We start from the raw sequence: 25333 nt of genomic DNA, 5'->3' as shown, positions 1-25333 counted from the left end.
TCAGGAGCTGGAGAGAAGGCGCGCCGGCAGCCCGCTGCGGGCAATGGTGTTGGTGCGCTTGATCTTGTTCTGGAGCTGGATGAAGCCGTAGAGCAGGGCTTCGGCAGTGGGCGGGCAGCCGGGAACGTAAATGTCCACCGGTACGATGCGGTCGCAGCCGCGCACCACGGAATACGAATAGTGATAGTAGCCGCCGCCGTTGGCGCACGAGCCCATCGAAATGACCCAGCGCGGCTCCGGCATCTGGTCGTACACCTTGCGCAAGGCTGCGGCCATCTTGTTGGTCAAGGTGCCGGCCACGATCATCAGGTCGGATTGGCGCGGGCTGGGGCGGAAGAAGCTGCCGAAACGGTCGAGGTCATAGCGCGACGCGCCGACGTGCATCATTTCCACCGCACAACAGGCCAGCCCGAAAGTGACCGGCCAGAGCGAATTGGAACGAACCCAGTTGATGGCCGTGTCGGCGGTGGTGACTACAAAACCGCGCTGATCCAGGCCGGACATTTCCATGGTTCCGGAATCCATCATTCCCACTCCAGAGCGCCTTTTTTCCACTCGTAGACAAAGCCCACGACCAGAATGGCGAGAAAGACCATCATCGAGGTGAAGCCGAACAACCCCAGTTCCTTGAGCACCACAGCCCAAGGGACGAGAAATGCGACTTCGAGATCGAACAGGATGAACAGGATGGCGACGAGGTAATAGCGCACGTCGAACTGCATGCGCGCATCGTCGAAGGCATCGAAGCCGCATTCATAGGGAGATTGCTTGGCCGGATCCGGCCGGATGGTTCCCAGCACTTTTCCGACAACGTAGCCGGTAACCATGGGCGCGACGCCGATCAGGGCGCCGATGACCAGAAACAGCAGGACGGGGAAATAACTTTGCAGCATGATGCCCCCAGTTCAGCGCACGAGGCGCTTGTTTGCAATGGTAATAATTATTATTACTCAATGATTGAGTAATAAAGCCGGGTTTTTCCCGGCTTTTATTGTTTTTGCTTGTGGAGCCAAGCGTCAGTATAGCTTGGGCCCCATAAACGGTTGGTGCCGACAGTGAGACTCGAACTCACACAGCCTGTGGCCACTACCCCCTCAAGATAGCGTGTCTACCAATTTCACCATGTCGGCGGTACTGCAGTCTGGACGAAAATCAGTCCGGAATCTTTTTCTGGGCCGGTTGCGAGGCTTCGGCAGGCTGGGAGGCAACCGTGCTGACTACACCTTCCATGATGCCAAGTTCGCCACCCGGTTTTTGCGATTTGGAGGCGATCAGAACCAAAGAAAGGCAGGTAATAAAGAAAACGCTCGCGGATACGGCGGTCAGGCGGCTCAGGAAGTTGGCGGAACCCGCAGAACCGAACAAGCTGCCGGCAGAGCCGCTGCCGAAAGCAGCACCCATGTCGGCGCCCTTGCCGTGTTGCAGGAGAACAAGAACGATCACCGCCAGTGCGGCGATGACATTCAGAATCTGGATAAGGGTATCTACGAATTCCATTTTTGCAATTCAGTCTGAGTAAGCGCGGAATTCTAACATCAGCGCGCGGCTTTGCAAATCTCGACAAATTCCTGTGCATTCAGCGAAGCACCGCCCACGAGCACGCCGTCGACCCCGGGTGTTGCCAGCACGCTTGCCGCATTGCTGCCCTTGACGCTGCCGCCGTAGAAAACGCGCGCCCCGTTGCCGAGCTTGTCCTTGATGAAACCATGAACCTCGGCTATCTGCCCCGGGCTGGCAGAAGCGCCGGTGCCGATGGCCCAGGTCGGTTCGTAAGCGATGGTGTACTGGTCTACCGGCAAATCCTTGACGGCGTCGAGTTGGGTTGCGATGGTTTCCTGCATCTTGCCGGCATTGCGTTCTTCCGTACTTTCGCCGACGCAATAGACAGGCAGCAGGCCGGCGTCGATGCAAAGACGAATCTTGAGTGCGGCGGTTTCGGTCGTTTCAGCGAACAGCTGGCGCCGCTCGGAATGCGCAACCAGCGCCATCCGGCAACCGATCTCCTTGAGCATGGGGGCGGAGACTTCGCCCGTGTAGGCGCCCGAGGCGTACCGGCTCACATCCTGCGCCCCCAGCTGCACGGAGCCGCCTTTCAGGGTTTCCGCAGCCAGAGCCAGATAAGGAAAGGGCACGCAGACGCCGACTTCGGCTGCGAACTGATGCTGCGCGACCGCGCCCAGTACCGATTTGATCTGGTCGCTGTTGCCGTTGAGTTTCCAGTTGCCGATTACAAACTGCTTGGACATCGCATCATCCTCGTGCCGGTGAAAAGTGAGCGGATGCTAGCAACCGCGGGGCATCGCGTCAATTTTACAGGTTTGGGATGTTAATAAATCTTGTTTATTTAAGAACATAAAAATAACTCATGTATCCGGTGGCGTCCTATCTACATGTGATTATTCCCGGTGCTAGGATGTCTTCGGGCCGTGCTCTGTTGTAAGCACGGGTCGTCGACGGAAAAATATTTATTATAAATTGTCAGGAGAGGCTTCTGAGATTTTGAGTCGCAGCAGCCTGGCCGCTAGTTCTATGTAAAGGATGGAATGATGAAGAGTTGCAAAATCGTTGGTCTGTTTTGTGCGAGTGTTCTCGTAGCAAGTCCTGCTTTTGCGTTCGATGGCTGGCACCTTGATAGCGCCACTGCCATTCCCGGCAAGACCGGCTCGTGGGATGGGTTGACGGTAGATGCTGATGGTAACCGGCTGTTCATTGGTCATCGCAAACAGGGGCTGCAGGTTTTTGATTTGGCCTCAAACAAAGTGGTTAAGCTGATTGACAAGACTGCAAGCGGAAGCTCCAACGGCGCGTTGCTTATTCCGGAATTTGATCTTGGTATCTCGACCAACGAAAATGGCACGATTACACCGTTCAAATTGTCCACCCTGAATACAATTGGCGAACCGATCAAGCTTGGCAATGAGGCTGATTCGAGTGTTTATGATCCTGCAACCAAGCGTATCTTTGTGGTTCTGGATGGAGACAAGACCGGTGCTGACCTGGCTGTTGTAGATGCTGCCACGCTGAAGATGGTGGGCAAGGTCAAACTGCCGTCCAGGAAGCCGCAAAGCCTGGATGTAGATGAAAAGGGTAATCTGTTTGTCGCTTCCCGTGATATGGAAGCTGTGCATCGTGTTGATACCAAAACCATGAAGGTTACTGCCACCTGGCCGGCCCCGGGCTGTGGCCAGACCAATGGCTTGGCCATGGACAACGGCAACAAGCGTATCTTTTTGGGCTGCCGCGGCAACGCCAAGGTCAAACCTTCCTTTGCTGTGATGAATGCAGAAACAGGCAAAGTGGTTTACACCAGCGAGATTGGCGGTGGCAATGACAGCGTGATTTACGATGCCGACCTGAAGCGTGTGTTCCTCGGGAACGGTGTTGGCGCTGTTCTCAATGTGTTTGAACAGGTTAATGCAGATACCTACAAGCCGGTGGAAACATTGGGGACCCGTCAGGGCATGCGTTCGTTTGCAATGCACCCGAAGACCAAGAAGATTTACGCGATTTCTGCGGAAGGCTCTGCTGATGCCTCCAGGAAGATCACGACTTCTGTTTCCCCGTTCTATGCCAACACCTTCTTCGATAATACCTTTACCGTGTTTACATTTACGAAGAAGTAATCGGGGACAAGCATCGAAATGGACGGCTGCATGCCGTTTCGATGCTGTTCGTAATCTCTGATAAATCGGGCCGGCACCAAGTGCCGGCCCGATTCGTTTTAATGCAGCAAACCGGCCTTTGCGCACAAGGCAGGCTTAATCGCGGAAGTTGCCGGCCTTGATCGGATAATCCGTGATCGACTGACGGATCATCGCAATGCATTCCTGCAGATCGTCGCGCTTGCCCCCCGTTACCCGTACCGCTTCGCCCTGGATGGCAGCCTGGACCTTGAGCTTGGCATCCTTGATCTGCTTGACGATCTTCTTGGCGAGTTCGCTCTCAATCCCGTCCTTGATCTTGAGAACCTGCTTGACCTTGTTGCCGGATACGCTTTCCACCTTCTGCGCGTCGAGGCGCTTGGAGCTGTCGGCTTCCTTCTTTTCCATGGCGGGAAAGAGAATGGCCTTGACCTGATCCAGCTGGTTATCGGAATCGCCGAACAAGGTCAGGGTTTTGTCCTTCTCGTTGAAGTCGATCTTGGCGCTGGTGCCTTTGAAGTCGAAACGGTTGTCGATCTGGCGCATGGCGACATCGACCGCGTTCTTCAACGCAACCATGTCGGCTTCGGAGGTAAAGTCAAAAGAGGGCATGTTGTATTCCATTAACCAATTTGATTAAGTAAATCGTGAAAATACCAACTCTGTCGGAATTTCATGGAGTTATTTCTTGTCGCAATATTTGTGCCACATGCCAAGCAGGGCAGCACTAAATTTTTTAGCAAAACCTGGCGCATCAAGCAAAGGTGATGAAGAGAGACGCTCACGCAATTCTATGCGTAACGTCGCGAGCGCTTGAGGTTTTGTGGCGTATTCTACTGCAATTCGAACATAGTCTTCTTTGTCCTTGGCAATCCACTCATGTAGTTCTGCCTGCCTCAGGACGGCTTCCGTCATATGGGCACAATATCGATCCCCATGCAGCGTAAGTACGGGCACACCCATCCATAGCGCATCCATGGTGGTGGTGGTTCCATTGTAGGGGAAAGGATCGAGCATGATATCGACACGGTTATGTGCGGCAAGATAATCATCGTGCGACATAGAGCCTTCTAATGTGATCCTGTTTGGGTGGACGTCTCTGGCAATGAACCTTTCAAGGAGTGAGGCAGCGCTAAGCTCGTCATTCATTTCCTTGCATATGAGTAGTAGGTGGCTGTCTTTCGTTTTATGTAGAATTTTAGCCCAAACATCAAGAACGGTATCGTTGAGTTTGATTAACCTATTAAAACAGCCGAATGTGATGTTTTTGCTATTTTGTATGTGCCGCACAGGGGGTGGGGCGTTATTGTGTGGCGAATAACAGATGTGAGTGTCTGGTAAATGCCATGGAGTTTCCGAATAAAGATGAGCTTCTTCTTTAGGTATTATGTCGTTGTTGCACAAAATGTAGTCGATATTGCGTAATCCTGTGGTTGCAAAGTATCCCAAATATGTGACTTGAATTGGGGCTGCCTTGGCTGCGAATACCGCAAGACGATTGTCGGTTGTGTGTCCGGAGAGATCTATTAGAATATCAATTTTGTCTTCAATTATTGTTTTGTGTAATTCTTGGTTGCTGAGTTTTGAAATATTCTTCCAGTTTTGACATGATGATTTGATTTTTTCTGATGTTGCGTCAAATGCGGTTTGATTTGCGTATGCGGTTAAATATATTTTGTTATGGTCAATATGCTTTATGAAGCTTTCTATAAAGAAGCCAATGGGGTGTGCAAGGAGATCCCCTGAAATCAGGCCAACACTAATTTTTCGTTCTTTGTGTTTTGCGTTGGTGTGCTTTGGGGCGTAATCTGCGTAAGCCTCTTCCATTTTTTTGGAAATTATTATATGGAAGTTTGTGATTTCTTCGCGTGTTAGCTGTGGCAGTGCATTTAGATGAAACAAAAACGGACTCAATTGAAGGGGGCTGAGGTTTGATATGCAGCATCTTTTTAGATGCTCCCACCCGGCAGAGGTGTCTCCGGATAAAATTAGAGCACATCCTAATGTGAAATTTGCTTGATCGTTGTTTTTATCAATTTTTAAAGCATTTCTTGCGGATGATGTCGCATCGACAAGCTTGTTTTGAGAGATTTGCATTTTTCCAAGACGAGCCCATCCGTCGGTATCCGACGGAGATGAGGCAAGATGCTGTTTGAGCGAGGCTTGTGCATTGGTAATGTCGCCAAGCTCAAAGTAAACCTCAGAGATATTTCTGTGTATGTCGTTAAGGTGGTGACTTGTTTTTATTGCTTTTAAATAATTTTTTTTTGCGCCGGTATAGTCTCCGGTGTCTTTAAGGAAATTGGCCCAACCGTAAATAATTTCCGGGTTGTTTGGCATGGAATTTATTGCGATTTTTAGCCATGGTTTGGCCTCGGCATGTTTGCCGAGTTTGCATAAAATTGTCCCATAAAAATAAGCCGCCACAGGGTTTCGGTTTTTTTTTTGGAGATGTTGTTGACAGATTTCTGCTGCAATAAATAAATGACCATTGCTAATCAGGTCAGATATTTTGTTTGCACAAAAATCATCGTTCGAATGATGAAAAGTGTTGGAACTGATGTTGTTGAATTTGTTTTTCATGCAAAGATTGGGGTTCAGGCAAAATGGCAGACGTAGTGATAAGGCTCGGTAACTTCGATTTCGAAGCTTGAATTGCCCGGCACGTGGAACGATTCCCCTGCCTTGTATTCTTTAATTTCATCGCAGCCCGCAAGCTTGATTTTGCAGGAACCTGCGATGCCTTCCATGATTTCCGGCGCGCCGGTGTTGAACGTGAGTTTGGACGGCAGGATTACGCCTACGGTTTTCTTTTCGCCGTTGCCGAAGACGACGGTGTGGGAGATGCACTTGCCGTCGAAATAGACATTGGCTTGCTTGAGAACGGAAACGTTGTCGAATTGGCTCATGAGGGTTCCTGTATGGGTTGTGTTCCCTCCCCATTTCAGGGGGAGGGCAGGGTGGGGTATGGAGTTCGCAAGTTGTAGGGTGCACCGTGCGCACCGTTTCAGTTCCTCTATACCCTCACCCCAGCCCTCTCTCCCTTGGAGGGAGAGAGTGAAGAGCGATTATTTCTTCAGGCGCGACGCAATGCGCATGCGCAGGGCGTTGAGCTTGATGAAGCCGCCCGCATCGGCCTGGTTGTAGGCGCCGCCGTCGTCATCGAACGTGGCGATGTTCATGTCGAACAGCGAATCGGTCTTCGAGTCGCGGCTGACGACGATGACGTTGCCTTTGTAGAGCTTCAGGCGTACCCAGCCGTTGACGGTCTGTTGAGTGTTGTCGATCAGGGTTTGCAGCGCCTTGCGTTCCGGTGCCCACCAGTAGCCGTTGTAGATCAGGCTGGCGTAGCGCGGCATCAGATCGTCCTTGAGGTGGGCAACTTCGCGGTCGAGCGTGATCGACTCGATGGCGCGGTGAGCCTTGAGCAGGATCGTGCCGCCCGGGGTTTCGTAGCAGCCGCGGCTTTTCATGCCGACGTAGCGATTTTCTACCAGATCCAGACGGCCGATGCCGTGCTTGCCGCCGAGTTCGTTGAGCTTGGCCAGCAGTTCATGGGCAGCCATGGGGGTACCGTTGATCGAAACCAGATCACCCTTCTCGAATTCCAGATCAAGGTATTCGGCCTGATCGGGGGCGGCTTCCGGGCTGACGGTCCAGCGCCACATGGCTTCTTCGGCCTCGTTGGACGGGTTTTCCAGATGGCGACCTTCGTAGGAGATGTGCAGCAGGTTGGCGTCCATGGAATACGGTGCGCCGCCTTGCTTGTGCTTCATTTCCACGGCGATGCCGTTTTTCTCTGCGTAGGCGAGCAGCTTCTCGCGCGAGAGCAGATCCCATTCGCGCCACGGGGCGATGACCTTGATGTCCGGGCGCAGGCCGTAATAGCCCAGTTCAAAACGTACCTGGTCGTTGCCCTTGCCGGTGGCACCGTGGCAGACCGCCTCGGCGTCGCGCAGGTTGGTGATCTCGATCTGGCGCTTGGCGATCAGCGGGCGGGCAATCGATGTGCCGAGCAGGTATTCGCCTTCGTAAATCGTGTTGGCGCGGAACATCGGGAACACGAAATCGCGCACGAATTCTTCGCGCAAGTCGTCGATGAAGATGTTTTCCGGCTTGATGCCGGCTTTCAGGGCTTTGGCGCGTGCCGGTTCCAGTTCTTCGCCCTGGCCGAGGTCGGCGGTGAAGGTGATGACTTCGGCCTGGTATTCGTCTTGCAGCCATTTCAGGATCACGGAAGTATCCAGCCCGCCGGAGTAGGCGAGCACTACACGCTTGATGTCGCTCATGCTTGTTTCCCTATATATAAAAGCTGTTCACCACGGAGTCACAGAGAGGGGGAGAAAAACAACGGTTCTGAATTTCTCTGCGACTCTGTGTCTCTGTGATGAGATTTTGTAATCAGTAGTAGGGTGCGCCACGCGCACGCGGCATTAACGCAGTCAGCACGCCAGCCGGTTTCCGGTGGGAGGTGCGCATGGCGCACCCTACAAAACCTTGTGGTGAAAAGATCAGTCAGTAATTTTACCCAGCAACAGATATTCGATCACGGCCTTCTGGGCGTGCATGCGGTTTTCTGCTTCGTCCCAGACGATGGATTGCGGGCCGTCGATGACTTCCGGATCGACCTCTTCGCCGCGATGCGCAGGCAGGCAGTGCATGAACACGGCTTCCGGCTTGGCGGCCTTCATCAGTTGTTCTGTGACCTTGTAATTGATGAAGTCCTTCTTGCGCTGCAGGGTTTCGCGCTCGAAACCCATCGAGACAGAAACGTCGGTCGTAACGATGTCGGCGCCTTCAACGGCAACATACGGGTCGCGGCAGGTTTCGAAGATGTCCGGGCCGTATTCCTGGCCATCCAGTACCACCATGTCGTAACCGGCGGGGCAGGCGAGCTTGAGCTTGAAGCCGAACACCTTGGCGGCTTGCAGCCAAGTGCGGGAAACGTTGTTGGAATCGCCGATCCAGGCCACGGTCTTGCCTTCTATGGAGCCAAAGCGCTCAACATAGGTAAAGATGTCAGCCATGATCTGGCAGGGGTGGTATTCGTTGGTTAGGCCGTTGATGAGTGGCACCAGCGAGTGTTCGGCAAAACGTTCGACGATGCTTTGCTCGAAGGTGCGGATCATCACGATATCGACCATGCGGCTCATGACCTTGGCCATGTCCTCAATCGGCTCACCGCGCCCGAGCTGGGTGCTTTCCGAATTCAGGAACATGGCATGGCCACCCAATTGATACATGCCGGCTTCGAAGGATACGCGGGTGCGGGTGGACGATTTCTCGAAAATCATCCCCATGACCTTGCCGGGCAGGGGCTGGTAGAGCTGGCCGGATTTGACGATCTTCTTGATCTTGGCTGCACGCTCAAAAAGGTAATCGTATTCCTCGCGCGAGAAATCCTTGAATTGCAGGTAGTGGCGCATGGGCAAATTCCCGTCGCGAACCGGAAGTCGCGACTATTTTTGAAAAGGGTACATTATTGAATCTGCGCGGGAAACGCGCAAGTCTTGGCTGGGAATGGCGAGATGAAATGGCAAAAAAGAAGGGGCAGGAAATCCTGCCCCTTCTAATCAAGCAACTAAACTGAACAAGTCAGATTAGAAGTCGGTGCGCAGGCCTGCGGAGATTGCAGTGACCTTGGCGCCAGCGTTAGCCTGAACCACGGTCTGAGCGGAGCCAGTAGTTTGGTAGTACGTGGCGTTCTTGTCGTTGGACAGGCGAGTTGCGGTGGCCAAGAAGGAGGTTTGCTTGCTCAGCGCATACTTGTACTGAACGCCAAAGGCTTTTGCGCCGGTATCGGCAGCAGAGTTACCGTTCAGCTTGTAGTCGTTGATCTTGGCGTATTGCAATGCAACGGCATGCTTGCCGGTGGTGTAGGCAGCGCCAATGCCCCAAGAATCAACCTTGACTTCGTTGTTTGCGGACTTGTCGAAAGACTTTTCGCGAACCCACTGAGCGGAGATGTCAAAGCCAGCCATCGGGGTGATGTTGCCACCCAGGATGAACTTCTTGTAGTAATCTTCTGCGGCGGCGCCTGCAGCTGCACCGGTACCGCTTTGTGCGGTGCTGGTGTTGTAGGAGAACAGATCCTTGTTTTCCTTGTAAATACCGCCTACGTTGAACATCTGGCTCTTGTAAGCCAACTGAGCTTGGTAGCCGTAGTAGTTGTAGCCGGTTACGCCGCCAGTCTTGGCGCCGAAGTCATACAGGGCCTTGGCTTGCAGGCCGCCGAGGAATACCGGGGAGTTGTACTGGGCGATGTTGTTCAGACGCTCGGTATCGCGAATGATGAAGTTGCGCATATCTTGGCTGGCAGTGTTCCAGGAAGCCAGGCCCGGCAGAACTTCGCCGTTGAAGCTATCGGTCAGGTCGGAGGACTTGCCAACGAACACTTCACCGAAGTTGCCACGCAGGCCAACGAAAGATTCGCGGGAGTTGAAGCCGTTGGTGGTGTTGGCGTTGTCGGCGGTGCCGATACGGACACGGTTTTCAACTTGCCAGAACAGTTGCAGGCCGTTGTCCAGCTTGTCGGTGCCCTTGAAACCGATACGGGACGAGTTGTCGATCAGTTGGGTCTTGTTAACGTCAGCGTTGGTGGTGTCGCTGATGCGGGTGTGTTCCACGTTCGGACGCATGGAGCCGTAAACGGTAACTTCGGCCATAACGGCCGGTGCAACGAATGCAGAGGCAACAGCCAGAGCAATGATTTTTTTCATGGGTTTAATCCTCGATATTTAAAGGGAGCCGCTTTTGGCGGGTTATCTACCTCTCGGTATCAAATGGCAAGCCAAATGATGCCTTGGGTGTAGCATGCCGCAATCTTGAGGCTTCTTGCAAATGAAGGCGCGATTCCAGGGGGAAAGTGTTGGGAAAAGTACACAGTTCCTGTTTGTGTAGAGTGCGAAGGGAGGGGGCGTTGCGTGCTGGCCTGGTGTGTGGGCAGGCTTAGGTGTGGCCATTGGCTATAAATTGCCTGTCATGAATCTGTTTGAAGGGTGTTCATGGGGGGCAAGCTCCCAGCATATGGTGTTGCCTTCCGGGTTCTGCTTGGGAGGGCGGGCAGGATGAATTCAGGGCTGTTTATTCAAATAAATACGGATGAACCGAAGTGAGTCTTTCCGTGATGGTTCTTTGTGCTGCGGTGTGGCGCTAATGAGGAATAAAAAAGGGCGGAAATTCCGCCCTTTTTGAGTTGTGTTTCTGGTCTGAGTGAGGATCAGAAATCGGTGCGTACGCCCGCGGAGATCGTGGTGATCTTCGCGCCGTTGCCGATGGTAGCAAGCGAATCGCTATGCATGCTGAATGCGGCGTTGTTGTCGTTACGGGTGCGGCCGATTGCGGCAATGGCGGTCGTTTGCTTGCTCAGGCTGTACTTGTACTGGGCAACCAAAGCGTAGGCGCCGGTATCCGAAGAGGAGGTGCCGCTACCGTTCTTGATGTCGCCCATCTTGGCGTACTGCACGCCGATGCCGTGCTTGCCGGTCAGGTAGGATGCGCCGACGGCCCAAGCGTCTTGGCGAGCTTCTACACCAGCGGTGCGGGTCTTCTTGCGATCCCACATCACGGAGATGTCGAAGCCGTCAACGGGGGTGATGTTGGCACCGAGGATGTAGGATTTGTAATAGTTTTCGGCGCCGAGGGTTGCGGTGCCGCTATCACCGTTGTTTGCGGTGTCATTGTTTTGCTTGTATACGCCGCCAACCTTGAACAGTTTTGTGCTGTAGGTCAGCTCGCCCTGATAGCCTTGGTAGTTGGCTGTGGTGGTCTTTTTGCCGAAGTCATACAGGGCCTTGGCTTGCAGGCCTCCGAAAAATACCGGGGACGAGTACAGGGCTGCGTTCGGCAAGCGGGCGGTGTCGCCATGTGTGGCGAAAATATATGCGCTGGCATTGGCGCCGTTCCAGTAGTCAAGACCCGGCAGGATGCCAACGAAATCGTCGGTCAGGTCGGAGATCTTGCCGACGGAAACTTCACCGAAGTTGCCGCGTACACCGACGAACGAGTCGCGCGAGTTGAAGCCGCTTGTGCTGTTTGGTGCGCCGATATGGATGCGGTTTTCAACTTGCCAGAACAGTTGCAGGCCGTTGTCCAGCTTGTCGGTGCCCTTGAAGCCGATACGGGAAACGTCGTCTACCAGACGGGTTTTAGTGAGGTCGTTGGTGCTGTTGTCGGTGATCTTGGAGTATTCAACGTGCGGACGCAGGGAGCCGTAGATAACGGCTTCGGCCATGACTGCCGGAGCAACGAATGCGGAGGCAACTGCCAGAGCAATGATTTTCTTCATGGTTAATACCTTTGTAGGTTGAGTGTGTTGTCTGTGAAAATCTACCAGAACATTTCTGGTGACCTTCTCGGTAAGGAGGATCCTTTTTTTACCTTTTTGTTGCAAGTGTTTAAGCTTTTTTACACGTCTGTTGTTGTAATAAAGCTACGGATTGGCCGGAAGGCACGCTTCGGGCGCTGCATGCCGCCAACACAAAGGCCGCGAATAGTCGCGGCCTTTGTGTCGGGTGAGGCAAGCTTATTTCTTGCGTTGCGGTGGCAGATCGGTACACACCCCCTTGGCGACTTCGGCGGCCATGCCGATTGATTCGCCCATGGTCGGGTGCGGGTGGATGGTTTTGCCGATGTCGATGGCATCCGCGCCCATTTCAATGCCGAGGCAGATTTCGCCGATCATGTCGCCGGCATGCGGGCCGACGATGGCACCGCCCAGAATCTGGCCGTTTTCGGCATCGAAGATCAGCTTGGTGAAGCCTTCGTCACGGCCGTTGGCAATGGCGCGGCCCGATGCTGCCCACGGGAACACGCCCTTGGTGATGGCGATGCCGTCCTTCTTGGCCTGGTCTTCGGTGAGGCCAACCCATGCGACTTCCGGGTCGGTGTAGGCGACACCCGGAATCACGCGGGCATCGAACCAGGCTTCGTGACCGGCGGCATTTTCGGCAGCAATGTGCGCTTCATGCACCGCTTTGTGCGCCAGCATCGGCTGGCCGATGATGTCGCCGATGGCGAAGATGTGCGGCACGTTGGTGCGCTGTTGCTTGTCGGTCTGGATGAAGCCGCGTTCGTCGACGTTGATCCCGGCGTTTTCCGCACCGATGCTCTTGCCGTTGGGCGCGCGGCCGGTGGAGTAGAGCACGATGTCGTAGCATTGTGGCTCTTTCGGCACGTTCGGGCCTTCGAAGGTGACCCAGACGCCGTCTTCCTTCGGTACGATCGAGGTGGTCTTCGATTGCAGCATGATGTTGTCGAAACGGTGCTTGTTCCAGTTTTGCCAGACCTTGACCAGATCGCGGTCGGCGCCGAGCATCAGGCCGTCTGCGAGTTCGACCACGTCGAGGCGTGCGCCGAGCGTCGAGTACACGGTACCCATTTCCAGACCGATGATGCCGCCGCCGATGATCAGCATGCGCTTGGGCACGTTCTTGAGCTCCAGTGCGCCGGTCGAATCGATGACGCGCGGATCGTCCGGGATGAACGGCAGCTTCACGGCGTAGGAACCGGCGGCGATGATGGCCTGCTTGAACTTGATGATCTGGATCTTGCCGGTGAGGTCTTTGCTCTTGCCGGTGGTGAGCTGTACTTCGAGGTGGTTGGCGTCGAGGAAGCGACCGATGCCGCGCACGTATTCGACGTTGCGCATCTTGGCCATGCCGGCGAGCCCGCTGGTGAGCTTGCCGATGACCTTTTCCTTGTAGCCGCGCAGGGCGTCGATATCGACTTCCGGCTTGCCGAACTTGATGCCGTTCTTTTCCAGGTGGGAGACTTCGTCGATCAGGGCTGCGTTGTGCAGCAGGGCCTTGGACGGAATGCAGCCGACGTTCAGACAGACGCCGCCGAGCGTGCCGTAGCGTTCGACCAGCACGGTCTTCATGCCCAGGTCGGCGGAGCGGAAGGCTGCGGAATAGCCGCCGGGGCCACCGCCCAGTACCATGACATCGCATTCGATCACGTCGCCGCTGATGGCGGCGGCCGGCGCGGCGCTGGCCTGGGCCGGGGCGGCTTCGGATGCCTGGGTGGCGATTTCCAGCAGCAGGATGGTGCCGCCTTCGGAAATCTTGTCACCAACCTTGACCTTCATTTCCTTGACCACGCCGGTGGCGGTGGACGGAACTTCCATGCTGGCCTTGTCGGTTTCCAGCGTGATCAGCGAATCGTCGATGGCGATGGTGTCGCCTACCTTGACGAAGACTTCGATGATGTCGACGTTATCGTGCCCGCCGATGTCCGGTACTTTCAGTTCAATCACGTTGCTCATTGCTCAATCCTTCTTTTTAGAGAAGGGGGAAGGGAGAAGGGGGAAGGGGAGCCCCGCTTTCGCTTACCCCGTATACCAGGGTTTCCTGTTTCGGCAAGGGTGGGGGGTAAGTGTTTTTGCCCTTCTCTCTTCCCCCTTCACCCTTCCCTCCATTAGAGAATCAGGCGACGCAAATCGCCGAGCAGCTTCGCCAGATGTACGGTGAAGCGCGCGCCGGCTGCGCCGTCGATCACGCGGTGATCGAAGGAGAGCGACAGCGGGCACATCAGGCGCGGGGCGAATTCCTTGCCGTTCCATACCGGCTTGATCTGCGATTTGCAGACGCCGAGGATCGCGACTTCCGGCGCGTTGACGATCGGTGTGAAGCCAGTGCCGCCGATGCCGCCGAGGCTGGAGATCGTGAAGGTGGCGCCCTGCATGTCGGTCGGCTTGAGCTTGCCGTCACGCGCCAGCTTGGAGAGCTCGCCCAGTTCTCTGGTGATCTGCTTGATGCCCTTCTTGTCGGCGTCCTTGATGACCGGCACGACCAAGCCGTTTGGCGTATCTGCGGCAAAGCCGATGTTGTAGTACTTCTTCAGCACCAGGTTGTCGCCGTCGAGACTGGCGTTGAACTCCGGGAAGGCCTTGAGCGCATCCACTGCGGCCTTGATGATGAAGGCGAGCGGGGAGGGCTTGATGCCTTCCTTTTCCCATTCCTTGCTGATGTCCTTGCGGAAGGCTTCCAGATCGGTGATGTCGGCATCGTCGTTGAAAGTAACGTGCGGGATCATGACCCAGTTGCGATGCAGGTTGGCGCCGGAAATCTTCTTGATGCGCGACAGCGGCTGGACTTCGACCGGGCCGAACTTGGCGAAATCGACCTTGGGCCATGGCAGCAGATCGAGACCGACGCCTGTGCCTGCAGGGGCTGCTGCGGCGGCTGCCGGTGCAGCGACGGGCGCGCCACCCTTGAGGAAATTCAGCACGTCGTCGCGCAGGATGCGGCCTTTGGGGCCGGTGCCGACGACCTTGCTGATGTCCACGCCTTTTTCGCGGGCGAAATGACGCACCGATGGGCTGGCGTGGGCGTATTTGTAGGTTTGGGTGGCCGCAGGTGCCGGGGCGGCTGCCGCAACAGGGGCCGGTGCTGGCGCTGCAGCAACAGGTGCCGGAGCCGCTGCCGGGGCGGCAGCCTGCGGTGCTGAGGCGGTAGCTTCGCCGGATTCCAGCAGCAGGATAACGGCGCCTTCCGATACCTTGTCGCCGACCTTGATTTTGACTTCCTTGACGGTGCCGGCTGCGGTGGCCGGGACTTCCATCGTGGCCTTGTCGGTTTCCAGGGTAATCAGCGTTTGCTCGGCTTCGATGCGGTCGCCGGCCTTGACGGATACTTCGATGACATCGACGCCTTCATGGCCGCCGATGTCCGGGACTTTCAATTCAATCACGTTGCTCATTATCCAATCCTTGTGAGGAGTGAGGGGTGAGGAGTGAGGCGGATGGCCTGCTTTGGTCAGGGGTGGGTGCGGGTTTTACTCCTCACACCTCACACCTGACACCTCACAGCTTCAAACAGTCCACGGTGCCGGTTTGTCAGCATCGATCCCGTACTTGGCAATCGCTTCTGCCACCTTGTCTGCACCGATCTTGCCTTCGTCGGCCAGTGCCTTGAGTGCGGCCACGGCAACGCTGTAGCGGTCGACCTCGAAGAACTTGCGCAACTGGGCGCGGCTGTCGGAGCGGCCGAAGCCGTCGGTGCCCAGCGTGACGTAGCGTGCCGGTACGAACGCACGAACCTGTTCGGTGTAGGTGCGCTTGTAGTCGGTCGCCGCGATCACCGGGCCGGTGCGGCCTTGCAGGCATTCGGTCACGTACGGCGTCTTCTGCTCTGCGGTCGGGTGCAGCATGTTGTAGCGCTGGGCGGCGATGCCGTCGCGGTAGAGCTCGTTGAAGCTCGGCGCGGACCAGATGTCGGCTTCGACGCCGAAGTCGGTTTTCAGCAGCTCGGCGGCGGCGATGACTTCGCGGAAGATCGTGCCCGAACCCATGAGCTGTACCTTGAGGTCGGACTTGCCGCCTTCCTGAAACAGGTACAGGCCCTTGAGGATGCCGGTTTCCGCGCCTTCCGGCATGGCCGGATGGCTGTAGTTCTCGTTCATCACCGAGATGTAGTAGTAGATGTTTTCCTGGTTCTGGTACATGCGGCGCATGCCGTCCTGCACGATCACGGCCAGCTCGTAGTGGAAGGTCGGATCGTAGGAGAGGCAGTTCGGGATGAACTCGGCAAACAGATGCCCGTGGCCGTCCTGATGTTGCAGACCTTCGCCGTTGAGCGTGGTGCGACCTGCGGTGCCGCCGACGAGGAAGCCGCGCGCGCGCATGTCGCCCGCAGCCCAAGCCAGATCGCCGATGCGCTGGAAGCCGAACATCGAGTAGTAGATGTAGAACGGGATCATGGTTACGCCGTGGTTGGCGTAGGCCGTAGCGGCGGCAATCCAGTCGGCCATGGCGCCGGCTTCGTTGATGCCTTCCTGCAGGATCTGGCCCTGCTTCGATTCCTTGTAGAACATCAACTGGTCGGAATCCTGCGGGGTGTAGAGCTGGCCGACGTGCGACCAGATGCCGAGCTGGCGGAACATGCCTTCCATGCCAAAGGTGCGGGATTCATCCGGCACGATGGGAACGACGCGGTTGCCGATCTGCTTGTCCTTGACCAGTACGTTCAGGAGACGCACGAAGGCCATGGTGGTGGACATTTCGCGGTCGCCGGTGTTTTCTAGCAGGGCCTTGAAGGCATCCAGTTCCGGTACCGGCAGCGGTTCGTCGACCGGCTTGCGCGAGGGGATGTAGCCGCCCAGTGCGGCGCGGCGTTCCTGCATGTACTTGAGCTCGGGCGCATCGGCGGGCGGCAGGTAGAACTTGCAGGCGGTGGCTTCTTCGTCGCTCAGCGGAACCTTGAGACGGTCGCGCAGGTAGAGCATGTCGCTGTCGGAGAGCTTCTTGGTCTGGTGGGCGACGTTTTGCGATTCGCCCGCGGAGCCCATGCCGTAGCCCTTGACGGTCTTGGCAAGGATCAGGGTCGGCTGGTCCTTGTGCTCGGTGGCGGCTTTGTAGGCGGCGTAGACCTTGGTCATGTCGTTGCCGCCGCGGGTCAGTGCCCAGATTTCGTCGTCGGACAGATCGACCACCATCGCCAGCAGTTGCGGGTATTTGCCGAAGAAGTGCTGGCGGATGTAGGCGCCGTTTCGGGACTTGTAGTTCTGGTATTCGCCGTCAACGACTTCCATCATGCGCTTTTGCAGCAAGCCGTGGGTATCCTGCGCGAGCAGCTTGTCCCAGCCCGAGCCCCACAGCACCTTGATCACGTTCCAGCCCGCGCCGCGGAAGTCGCCTTCGAGTTCCTGCACGATCTTGGCGTTGCCGCGTACCGGGCCATCCAGACGCTGCAGGTTGCAGTTGATGACGAACACGAGGTTGTCGAGTTTTTCACGGCCGGCGAGCGAGATGGCGCCCAAGGATTCCGGTTCATCCATTTCCCCGTCGCCGCAGAAGCACCAGACTTTGCGGTTGCCTTTTTGCGCGAAGCCACGGTCGTCGAGGTATTTCATGAAGCGGGCCTGGTAGATCGCCATCAGCGGCCCAAGGCCCATGGATACGGTCGGGAATTGCCAGAAGTTCGGCATCAGCCACGGATGCGGATAGGACGAAAGCCCCTGGCCGCCGACTTCGCGGCGGAACTGGTTGAGCTGGTCTTCCGAAATGCGGCCTTCGAGGAAGGCGCGGGAATACATGCCGGGTGCGCAGTGGCCCTGGAAGTAAACCAGGTCGCCGCCGTGATTTTCGCTCGGGGCATGCCAGAAGTGGTTCCAGCCCACGTCGTAGAGGGTGGCGGCGGAGGCAAACGAGGTGATGTGCCCGCCCGGTTCGCCTTCGCCGCGGTTGGCCTTGACCACCATCGCTGCGGCATTCCAGCGCGTGTAGGCGAGGATGCGTTCTTCGAACTGGGCGTTGCCGGGATTTTTGGCCTCGATGCTGGCCGGGATGGTGTTGACGTATTCGGTGGTGATGTTGAAGGGAAGCTTGATGCCGTCGGTGCGGGCTTGGTTGAGGACTTGTTCTACCAGGAACTGCGCCCGGTCTGCCCCTTCGCGTTCCCGGACGCTTGCCAGCGATTCAAGCCATTCGCGTGTTTCCAGTGGATCCTGGTCATGAAACTGCTCTGCCATGTTGTCTACCTTCTTCTGTGGTTGGATGACAAGCGTGCTGCATGGGCACGCTTTCTTTTTAATCCATAAATCTTTGTGGTTTTGTGCGGAATCCAATATTTTCGGTCTGGATGGAGATAAATATCCTTGTCTTCTTGCCCATGTCCTGAAATCTTCTGGCGCCTGAATCCTGTGCTTATGAAACTTGACGGCGCTTTTTGTAGTAGTTGATCAGCCCGTTGGTCGAGGCGTCGTGGCAGGTCGTCGGCTCCGATGTCGCCAGTTGTGCCTCGATCTTTTTGGCAAGCTGCTTGCCGAGTTCCACTCCCCATTGATCATAGGAATTGATGTTCCAGATGGCGCCTTGCACGAAAACCTTGTGCTCATAGAGTGCAATCAGCGCGCCGAGCGTTTGCGGATCGAGCCGTTGCAGCAGGATGGAATTGCTGGGGCGGTTGCCTTCAAATATCTTGTGCGGAACGAGTTTTTCAAGCGCTTCCCCGCTCAGCCCTTGCGCGGCCAGTTCGGCGCGTACTTCTGCCTCGGTCTTGCCTCGCATCAGCGCCTCGGTCTGGGCAAAGAAATTGGCCATCAGGATGTCGCGGTGAGCGGGAGGTGCATCGGGGTGTTCTATGGAAACGATGAAATCGACCGGTGTGACGTTGCTGCCCTGATGCAGCAATTGATAATAGGCGTGCTGACCGTTGATGCCGGAATCGCCCCAGACCACAGGGCCGGTTTCGTAGTCAGTGATGTGTCGACCATCGATGTCGACTGTTTTTCCGTTCGATTCCATGTCCAGTTGCTGCAGGTAGGCGGGAAAGCGATCCAATGCCTGATTGTAGGGCGATATGAGGTGTGAATGACAATGGAAATAATTCCCATTCAGAATTCCGAGCAGCGCCAGCAACATCGGCATGTTCTTTTCGATGGGCATTTCGCGGAAATGCCGGTCCATGGCCTGCGCGCCGGCCAGCAGTTTTTCGAAATTATCCGGGCCAATGCAGATGGCAATGGACAGACCGATGGCAGACCAGAGCGAATAACGCCCTCCGACCCAGTCCCAGAACTCGAACATGTTGTCCGGGTCGATGCCGAAGTTGCGAACGGCTTGGGTGTTGGTCGAGATGGCGACGAAGTGGCGCGCGATGGCGGGCGTGTCGTTTCCGGCATCGAGGAACCACTGGCGCGCCGTATGGGCGTTGGTCAGCGTTTCCTGGGTGGTGAAGGTTTTGGAGGCGACGATGAAAAGCGTGGTGGCAGGGTTCAGCTTTTTCAGCAGGCAGCCGATCTGGTCGCCGTCGACGGTTGAAACGAAATGCATGCGCAGCCGGGGATGGGCAAAGCGGTGGAGCGCCCGGCAGACCATGAGCGGCCCCAGATCTGAGCCGCCGATGCCAATGTTGACGACATCGGTTATCGGCTGGCCGGTATGGCCTCTCCACTCGCCATTTCGTACGCTTTCGGCAAAGCGGGCCATGCGCTGGCGCACGGCGTTGACCTGCGGCATGACGTCCACGCCGTCGACCATGACCGGAGTGTTGTCCAGATTGCGCAATGCGGTGTGAAGCACGGCGCGGTTTTCCGTGCGATTGATTCTTTCGCCGCTGAACATGCGCTCGCGCAACGATTCCACGCCGGCTTCGCGGGCCAGTTGCGCGAGCAGGGGGAGGGTTTCGGTCGTGATGCGGTTCTTCGAGTAGTCGAGAAAAATGCCAGCCGCTTCTAGCGAGAAGCGCTCGAACCGGAGCGGGTCGGAAGCAAAAAGATCCCGCATGTGCAGATGGCGGAGATTTTCGACGTGAGACTGGAGCTGATGCCAGGCAGGGAGATCGGTAGGAGTGGGCATGATCGGGCCGGGAAACTGAATCGACAATGGGCGCCAGTACTTCGCGCATCGTTTTATTTTAAGCCTGCTTTCCTGATCCTGAATCGAATTTTGGTGAAAATTCGATGTTGCGCTGCAATTAGCGGGTGCGTTTTTCTTTCAGGCTGTGCTTCATTTTTTCCAGTTGATCAATGAGTTCCGGCCCGCGTTTCAAGGCGACGCCGACCGCAAGCGTATCGACGATGACGAGGTGGACGATGCGCGTGATCATCGGCGTATAGAGATCCTGGTCTTCCGTGGTGTCGGCGAACAGGCAGACCGAGCAGTGCTTGGCGAGCGGCGATTTGGAGTGGGTGATGCCGATCACGTCGGCGCCGGCTTCGCGGGCGATCTCGACGGAACGCAGGATGTCGAGCGTGCGCCCCGAGTTGGAGATGGCGATGACGGCGTCGCCCGGCTTGAGCATGGCGGCGGACATGCTGTGCATGTGCGGATCGGTATAGGCCACGGTCGGAACACCGAGCCGGAAGAATTTGTGCTGGCAGTCGATGGCCACCGCGCCGGACTGGCCCTGTCCGTAGACGTCAATCTTGTTGGCGTGCGCCAGGATGTTGAAGGCGCGCTCCAGGGCATCCGTGTCGAGCTCGTTGCGGCAACGCATCAGGTTGGAGATGTTGTTGTCGAAGAGCTTGCGCGCGAGGTCGTGAGCGGAATCGTCCGGCGATACCATCGAGTGGACGTAGGGAACACCGGAAACCAGGCTGCGGGTCAGCCGCAGTTTGAAATCCTGCAGACCGGAGCATCCCAATGAGCGGCAGAAGCGGATGACCGTCGGCTGCGAAACCTGAGCGATGTCGGCAATGTGGGCAATAGGCGCGTTGGCGACCAGATTGGGCTGGGCGAGCGCAAGCTCGGCGACGCGGCGCTCTGATTTGCTCAGGCTGTCTAGCGAGGATCTGATTCTGTCCAGCATTTCGGGCCTTTCTCGGGATTGCCTTGGGGATGTTGCCGCAATTGAAAGCGCACTTGGCGTTTGCTGGCCGGAGGCGGTTTCGGGCTTTTGCATTATAAGGGAGACGATACGTCGATCCGGGGTCAATTTAATGTGTTTTATTGCAAATTGTAGGGGGGCTGCGTTTGTGCACTGCGGCTGCGCGGCGTTATAATCATGGGCTTGCTGCCGCCAGGCGGGCGAAGGCGAAACGAGTGCCTGTCCGCATCGGCTTTTTCTACCCCTAGGAGCTAACCGCAATGGCTATTCGTGTCGCTATCAACGGCTACGGCCGTATTGGTCGTAATGTTCTGCGTGCCCTGTATGAGTCTGGCCGCACCCATGAAATCCAGATTGTTGCCATCAATGACCTGGGCGATGCCAAGACCAATGCGCACCTGACGCAATACGATACCGCACACGGCCGTTTCAACGGCACCGTGTCCGTCGATGGCGACTACATGGTGGTCAATGGCGACAAGATCCGCGTTTGCGCTGTGCGCAACCCGGCCGAATTGCCGTGGAAGGAACTGGACATCGATGTGGTGATGGAGTGTACCGGCCTCTTCACCAGCAAGGCCAAGGCTTCCGCTCACCTGACCGCTGGCGCCAAGAAAGTCGTGATTTCTGCTCCGGGCGGCAACGATGTCGATGCGACCGTGGTGTTCGGTGTGAACCACAGCATCCTGAAGGCCAGCGATACCGTTATCTCCAATGCATCCTGCACCACCAACTGCCTGGCTCCGCTGGTCAAGCCGCTGCACGAGAAGATCGGTGTGGTTTCCGGCCTGATGAACACCATCCACGCTTACACCAACGACCAGGTGCTGACCGATGTGTACCACAGCGACCTGCGCCGTGCCCGTTCTGCTACCCAGTCGATGATCCCGACCAAGACTGGTGCGGCTGCTGCAGTGGGTCTGGTGTTGCCGGAACTCAACGGCAAGCTCGACGGCCTGTCTGTTCGCGTTCCGACCATCAATGTTTCCCTGGTTGACCTGACCTTCGTGGCCGCCCGTCCGACTACCAAGGAAGAAATCAACAGCATCATCAAGGAAGCCAGCGAAGGCGCGCTCAAGGGCATTCTGAAGTACAACGATCTGCCGCTGGTGTCGTCCGACTTCAATCACGATTCGGCTTCGTCGACCTACGATGCTTCCGAAACCCGCGTGACCAACAACGGTACGCTGGTAAAGGTTCTGGCCTGGTACGACAACGAGTGGGGCTTCTCCAACCGCATGCTGGATACCACCAAGGCATTGATGGAAGCCAAGTAATCGCAGACGGTTGCGCCTTTGCCTCTTGCGGTCGGGTGCTCCGTTTTCTGTGCCAAAAGAGCCGCCTTCGGGTGGCTCTTTGTTTATCCCGATCAATTCTGATGGAATGAGCCATGTCCGCGCTGACCCCCGAACAATCCGTCGGTCACTACGAAAACTTCCCGGTCGGTTCCGTCTTGCTGCCAGCCCGGTTTCGCCCGGCCGTGGCCGCCGTGTACCGCTTTGCCCGCCATGCCGACGATCTGGCTGACGAGGGCGATGCCTCCGATTCCGAACGCATTGCTGCGCTGGATGCGTGCAGCGCCGAGCTGGCGCGCATCGGTCGGGGCGAGATGCCGCCGGATCGTCTGTTCGCCGATCTGGTCCCGTTCGTTGCCGGGCATGGCATTCCGCTGCAATTGTTCGAAGACCTGCTATCGGCATTCCGTCAGGATGTGGTGAAAAAGCGCTACGAGGACTTCGATACGCTCAAGGATTACTGCCGGCGCTCTGCCGATCCGGTTGGGCGTATCCTGCTGCATATCTTCGGCGAAGCGACGCCGGAAAACCTGCGGCAGTCGGACTGCATTTGCACGGCCTTGCAGCTCATCAACTTCTGGCAGGACGTCGCCATCGACTGGCAGAAGGGGCGGGTATATATCCCGCAGGAAGACTTGAAGCGTTTCGGTGTGAACGAGTCACAGCTGGCCGAAGGCCGGTTGGACCGGGCGTTGCGCGACCTTTTGGCGTTTGAAGTGATGCGCGCGCGGGCCATGCTGTATGAGGGCAAGCCGCTGGGGCGGCGCTTGCCGGGGCGTATTGGCCTGGAAATCAGAACCATCGTGGCGGCGGCGGACCGCTTGCTGCAACGGATCGAAGCAGTGGATTACGATGTGTTTCGCAAGCGCCCCAAGCTAAAAGGAGGCGACTGGCCGCGGATTCTCTGGCGGGCGTTGTGATCAACAAAAAACCGGCGCATGTGTTGCCGGTTTTTTGTTGGCCGCTTTTAGAGCCTGTTCACGACAGATCATGAGCGGCTTCTTACAGCGTTGGCGGATTGTTGGCGCTGATGAGGATGGCTTCCGTTTCGCCGATGTTGCGGAAGCGGTGCGGCTGGTTGCTGGAAAAATAATAACCGTCGCCGGGGTGCAGGATGTGCACTTGTGTATCGATGGTCAGTTCGATGCAGCCTTGGGTGACGACGCCGCATTCCTGTCCTTCGTGTTTCAGCATTTCCGTTCCGGTGTCGGCGCCCGGCGCGTAGACCTCCCGCAGCAAGCCGATCTGGCGGTTTTCCACGCCTGCGCCGACCAGCCACATGGCGACGCCGTTTCCGCCCAGGTCCGGTTGCTCTGCAGCGGCAAATACCTGGCGCGGCGGCTGTTGTTCCAGTTCGAAGGTGAAGAAATCGGCCATGGACATGGGCAGGCCATCCAGTACCTTTTTCAGCGAACTTACCGACGGACTGACGCGGTTTTGTTCGATCAGCGAGATGGAGGCGTTGGTGACGCCGGCGCGCTTGGCCAGTTCGCGCTGGGAGATCCCCTGTGCTTCGCGCACCATTTTGAGCCGTGCCCCGATATCCATGTTGCCCTCAATTTGTTCAATATAATAAACGTTTGACTATTGTTGCACCAAAACGGCACACCTGTTTTATCCAGGTTTAACCACTTTTTTCGTGGCTTGTTGCGTTATTGCTGGGTGTATTGACGCTTTTTGATATGCAATATTTTACATCAATCGCCATTATGGTAAAAATTTTTATCACCCGTGCTTGTTAATTTTAATTGACATGCGTAGACTGGCCTTCATGCAAAAACCACGGCCGTGCCCGGATGTACTGCCTGCCTCGATCAATCTGATTCACAAGCTGAAGGAAGTTTGCCATGGATGCCAAAGTCAGCATGACCAATCAAAGCTGGAACGAACGCCGTCTTGCCGCCACGCCGCGCGGTGTCGGTCTGACCACGACCATTTTTGCCAAGAAGGCGCTCAATTCCGAAGTGTGGGATGAGGAAGGTCGCCGCTACATCGATTTCGCTTCCGGGATCGCCGTGCTCAACACCGGGCACATGCACCCGCGCATCAAGGCTGCGGTGCTGGAGCAGATGAACGCGTTCTCCCATACCTGCTACCAGGTCATGCCGTACTGGGGCTACGTCGAACTCGCCGAGCGCATCAATGCGCAGGCGCCCATCGAAGGGCCGGCCAAGACCATGTTCCTGAGCTCCGGCGCGGAAGCGGTTGAAAACGCCATCAAGATTGCCCGCGCCGCGACCGGCCGCCCCGGCGTGATCGCGTTTGCTGCGGGGTTCCATGGCCGCACGATGATGACGATGGCGCTGACCGGCAAGGTGGCGCCGTACAAGATCGGCTTCGGCCCGTTCCCCGGTGATGTGTTTCATGCCCAGTATCCGAATGAGTTGTACGGTGTGAGCGTCGAAGATGCGCTCGCTTCCGTGAAGGAACTCTTCAAATATGCCATCGAACCCAAGCGGGTTGCGGCGATCATCGCCGAGCCGGTGCAGGGCGAGGGCGGCTTCGTCCAGGCTCCGGCCGAATTCATGCGCGGCCTGCGCAAGATTTGCGACGAGCACGGCATCCTGCTGATTGCCGACGAAATCCAGACGGGTTTTGCGCGCACCGGCAAGCTGTTCGCCATGGAGCATTACGACATCAAGCCGGACCTGATGACGATGGCCAAGTCGCTTGCGGGCGGCTTCCCGCTCTCCGGCGTGGTGGGCCGGGCCGAGGTTATGGATGCGGCCAATCCGGGCGGGCTGGGCGGAACCTACGCCGGCAGCCCGATCGGTATCGCTGCAGCGCTGGCCGTGCTCGATGTCATCGAGGATGAAAAGCTTTGCGAGCGTGCCAACGTGGTCGGCGACAAGATCAAGGCAACCTTGCTGCGCCTGCAAAAACAGGTTCCGCAGATCGCCGACGTGCGCGGCCCCGGCGCAATGGTGGCTGTTGAACTTATGCAGGACGGCAAGCCAGCGCCCGAGTTCGCCGCCAAGGTCAAGGCCACGGCGCTGGAAATGGGGCTGATCCTCCTGACCTGCGGCACACACGGCAACGTGATCCGTTTCCTGTGCCCGCTGACCATCGAAAACGCCGTGCTTGATGAAGCACTCGGCATCCTTGAAATCGCCCTGCGTTCGTAACCGGA

General features: G+C 56.8%; 21 protein-coding genes and 1 tRNA gene. 4 read left to right on the top strand and 18 right to left on the bottom strand.

Annotation, left to right across the window (positions count from 1 at the left end; translation table 11 throughout):
• The 5 genes from BMZ36_RS03835 to tpiA all read right to left on the bottom strand — a co-directional run bounded on the left by BMZ36_RS03835 (position 1) and on the right by tpiA (position 2246).
• Positions 1-510: a NuoB/complex I 20 kDa subunit family protein gene (locus BMZ36_RS03835; protein WP_091191795.1), complete on the bottom strand. Its 510-nt coding sequence runs from the start codon at positions 508-510 to the stop codon at positions 1-3.
• Between the two features lie 14 nt (positions 511-524).
• Entirely contained in the window at positions 525-893 is a 369-nt protein-coding gene (locus BMZ36_RS03830) for an NADH-quinone oxidoreductase subunit A (protein ID WP_091191608.1), read from the bottom strand.
• Positions 894-1044: 151 nt separating this feature from the next.
• Positions 1045-1130: transfer RNA gene (locus BMZ36_RS03825), tRNA-Leu, on the bottom strand.
• A gap of 22 nt (positions 1131-1152) precedes the next feature.
• The gene (gene secG / locus BMZ36_RS03820) at positions 1153-1497 is read right to left on the bottom strand and encodes a preprotein translocase subunit SecG (protein WP_091191606.1); all 345 of its coding nucleotides are present in this window, start codon (positions 1495-1497) and stop codon (positions 1153-1155) included.
• Between the two features lie 38 nt (positions 1498-1535).
• A complete protein-coding gene (gene tpiA / locus BMZ36_RS03815; protein ID WP_091191603.1) occupies positions 1536-2246 on the bottom strand; it encodes a triose-phosphate isomerase in 711 nt (236 codons plus the stop codon).
• 297 nt (positions 2247-2543) lie between these two features.
• On the opposite strand from tpiA, the gene BMZ36_RS03810 reads away from it, so the two are divergent.
• Positions 2544-3623, top strand: a complete 1080-nt coding sequence (locus BMZ36_RS03810) for a YncE family protein (RefSeq protein WP_091191601.1) — start codon at positions 2544-2546, stop codon at positions 3621-3623.
• A 135-nt stretch (positions 3624-3758) separates the two neighbouring features.
• On the opposite strand, the gene BMZ36_RS03805 is transcribed toward BMZ36_RS03810, so the two are convergent.
• From BMZ36_RS03805 to hexR, 12 genes are all read right to left on the bottom strand, one after another.
• Positions 3759-4253, bottom strand: a complete 495-nt coding sequence (locus BMZ36_RS03805) for a YajQ family cyclic di-GMP-binding protein (protein WP_091191793.1) — start codon at positions 4251-4253, stop codon at positions 3759-3761.
• A 69-nt stretch (positions 4254-4322) separates the two neighbouring features.
• Positions 4323-6224, bottom strand: coding sequence for an O-linked N-acetylglucosamine transferase, SPINDLY family protein (locus BMZ36_RS03800; RefSeq protein ID WP_091191599.1), 1902 nt, complete (start codon positions 6222-6224; stop codon positions 4323-4325).
• A gap of 14 nt (positions 6225-6238) precedes the next feature.
• A complete protein-coding gene (gene ppnP, locus BMZ36_RS03795; RefSeq protein WP_091191597.1) occupies positions 6239-6550 on the bottom strand; it encodes a pyrimidine/purine nucleoside phosphorylase in 312 nt (103 codons plus the stop codon).
• 159 nt (positions 6551-6709) lie between these two features.
• Positions 6710-7930 (bottom strand): argininosuccinate synthase, encoded by a 1221-nt coding sequence (locus BMZ36_RS03790; protein ID WP_091191596.1) that lies wholly within the window; start codon positions 7928-7930, stop codon positions 6710-6712.
• Positions 7931-8152: 222 nt separating this feature from the next.
• Positions 8153-9067 (bottom strand): ornithine carbamoyltransferase, encoded by a 915-nt coding sequence (gene argF, locus BMZ36_RS03785; RefSeq protein WP_091191593.1) that lies wholly within the window; start codon positions 9065-9067, stop codon positions 8153-8155.
• Between the two features lie 174 nt (positions 9068-9241).
• Entirely contained in the window at positions 9242-10360 is a 1119-nt protein-coding gene (locus tag BMZ36_RS03780) for a porin (protein WP_091191591.1), read from the bottom strand.
• Between the two features lie 500 nt (positions 10361-10860).
• Complete coding sequence (locus tag BMZ36_RS03775; RefSeq protein WP_091191588.1) at positions 10861-11928, bottom strand: porin; 1068 nt, start codon at positions 11926-11928, stop codon at positions 10861-10863.
• 237 nt (positions 11929-12165) lie between these two features.
• Entirely contained in the window at positions 12166-13905 is a 1740-nt protein-coding gene (gene lpdA, locus BMZ36_RS03770; RefSeq protein WP_091191585.1) for a dihydrolipoyl dehydrogenase, read from the bottom strand.
• Positions 13906-14057: 152 nt separating this feature from the next.
• Positions 14058-15401, bottom strand: coding sequence for a dihydrolipoyllysine-residue acetyltransferase (aceF, locus tag BMZ36_RS03765; protein WP_281242187.1), 1344 nt, complete (start codon positions 15399-15401; stop codon positions 14058-14060).
• Between the two features lie 51 nt (positions 15402-15452).
• On the bottom strand, positions 15453-18110 hold the full coding sequence (aceE, locus tag BMZ36_RS03760; protein WP_091191580.1) for a pyruvate dehydrogenase (acetyl-transferring), homodimeric type: 2658 nt from the start codon (positions 18108-18110) through the stop codon (positions 15453-15455).
• A 175-nt stretch (positions 18111-18285) separates the two neighbouring features.
• A complete protein-coding gene (pgi, locus tag BMZ36_RS03755) occupies positions 18286-19938 on the bottom strand; it encodes a glucose-6-phosphate isomerase (RefSeq protein ID WP_091191577.1) in 1653 nt (550 codons plus the stop codon).
• A gap of 118 nt (positions 19939-20056) precedes the next feature.
• The gene (gene hexR, locus BMZ36_RS03750) at positions 20057-20890 is read right to left on the bottom strand and encodes a transcriptional regulator HexR (RefSeq protein ID WP_091191575.1); all 834 of its coding nucleotides are present in this window, start codon (positions 20888-20890) and stop codon (positions 20057-20059) included.
• A 278-nt stretch (positions 20891-21168) separates the two neighbouring features.
• On the opposite strand from hexR, the gene gap reads away from it, so the two are divergent.
• Together gap and hpnC are read left to right on the top strand one after the other, a co-directional pair.
• The gene (gene gap, locus BMZ36_RS03745) at positions 21169-22185 is read left to right on the top strand and encodes a type I glyceraldehyde-3-phosphate dehydrogenase (RefSeq protein ID WP_091191573.1); all 1017 of its coding nucleotides are present in this window, start codon (positions 21169-21171) and stop codon (positions 22183-22185) included.
• Between the two features lie 113 nt (positions 22186-22298).
• Positions 22299-23123: a squalene synthase HpnC gene (gene hpnC / locus BMZ36_RS03740; RefSeq protein WP_091191570.1), complete on the top strand. Its 825-nt coding sequence runs from the start codon at positions 22299-22301 to the stop codon at positions 23121-23123.
• 82 nt (positions 23124-23205) lie between these two features.
• On the opposite strand, the gene BMZ36_RS03735 is transcribed toward hpnC, so the two are convergent.
• Positions 23206-23751 carry a cupin domain-containing protein gene (locus BMZ36_RS03735; protein ID WP_091191568.1) on the bottom strand — a complete coding sequence of 182 codons (546 nt, stop codon included), beginning with the start codon at positions 23749-23751 and terminating at the stop codon, positions 23206-23208.
• A gap of 317 nt (positions 23752-24068) precedes the next feature.
• Here BMZ36_RS03735 and gabT point away from each other — a divergent pair, with 317 nt between their 5' ends.
• Positions 24069-25328: a 4-aminobutyrate--2-oxoglutarate transaminase gene (gene gabT / locus BMZ36_RS03730; RefSeq protein WP_091191791.1), complete on the top strand. Its 1260-nt coding sequence runs from the start codon at positions 24069-24071 to the stop codon at positions 25326-25328.
• Positions 25329-25333 lie beyond the last annotated feature (5 nt).

This window comes from Formivibrio citricus (assembly GCF_900115065.1).
Taxonomy (GTDB): domain Bacteria; phylum Pseudomonadota; class Gammaproteobacteria; order Burkholderiales; family Chitinibacteraceae; genus Formivibrio; species Formivibrio citricus.
This window is presented reverse-complemented; position numbering and strand designations above follow the sequence as displayed.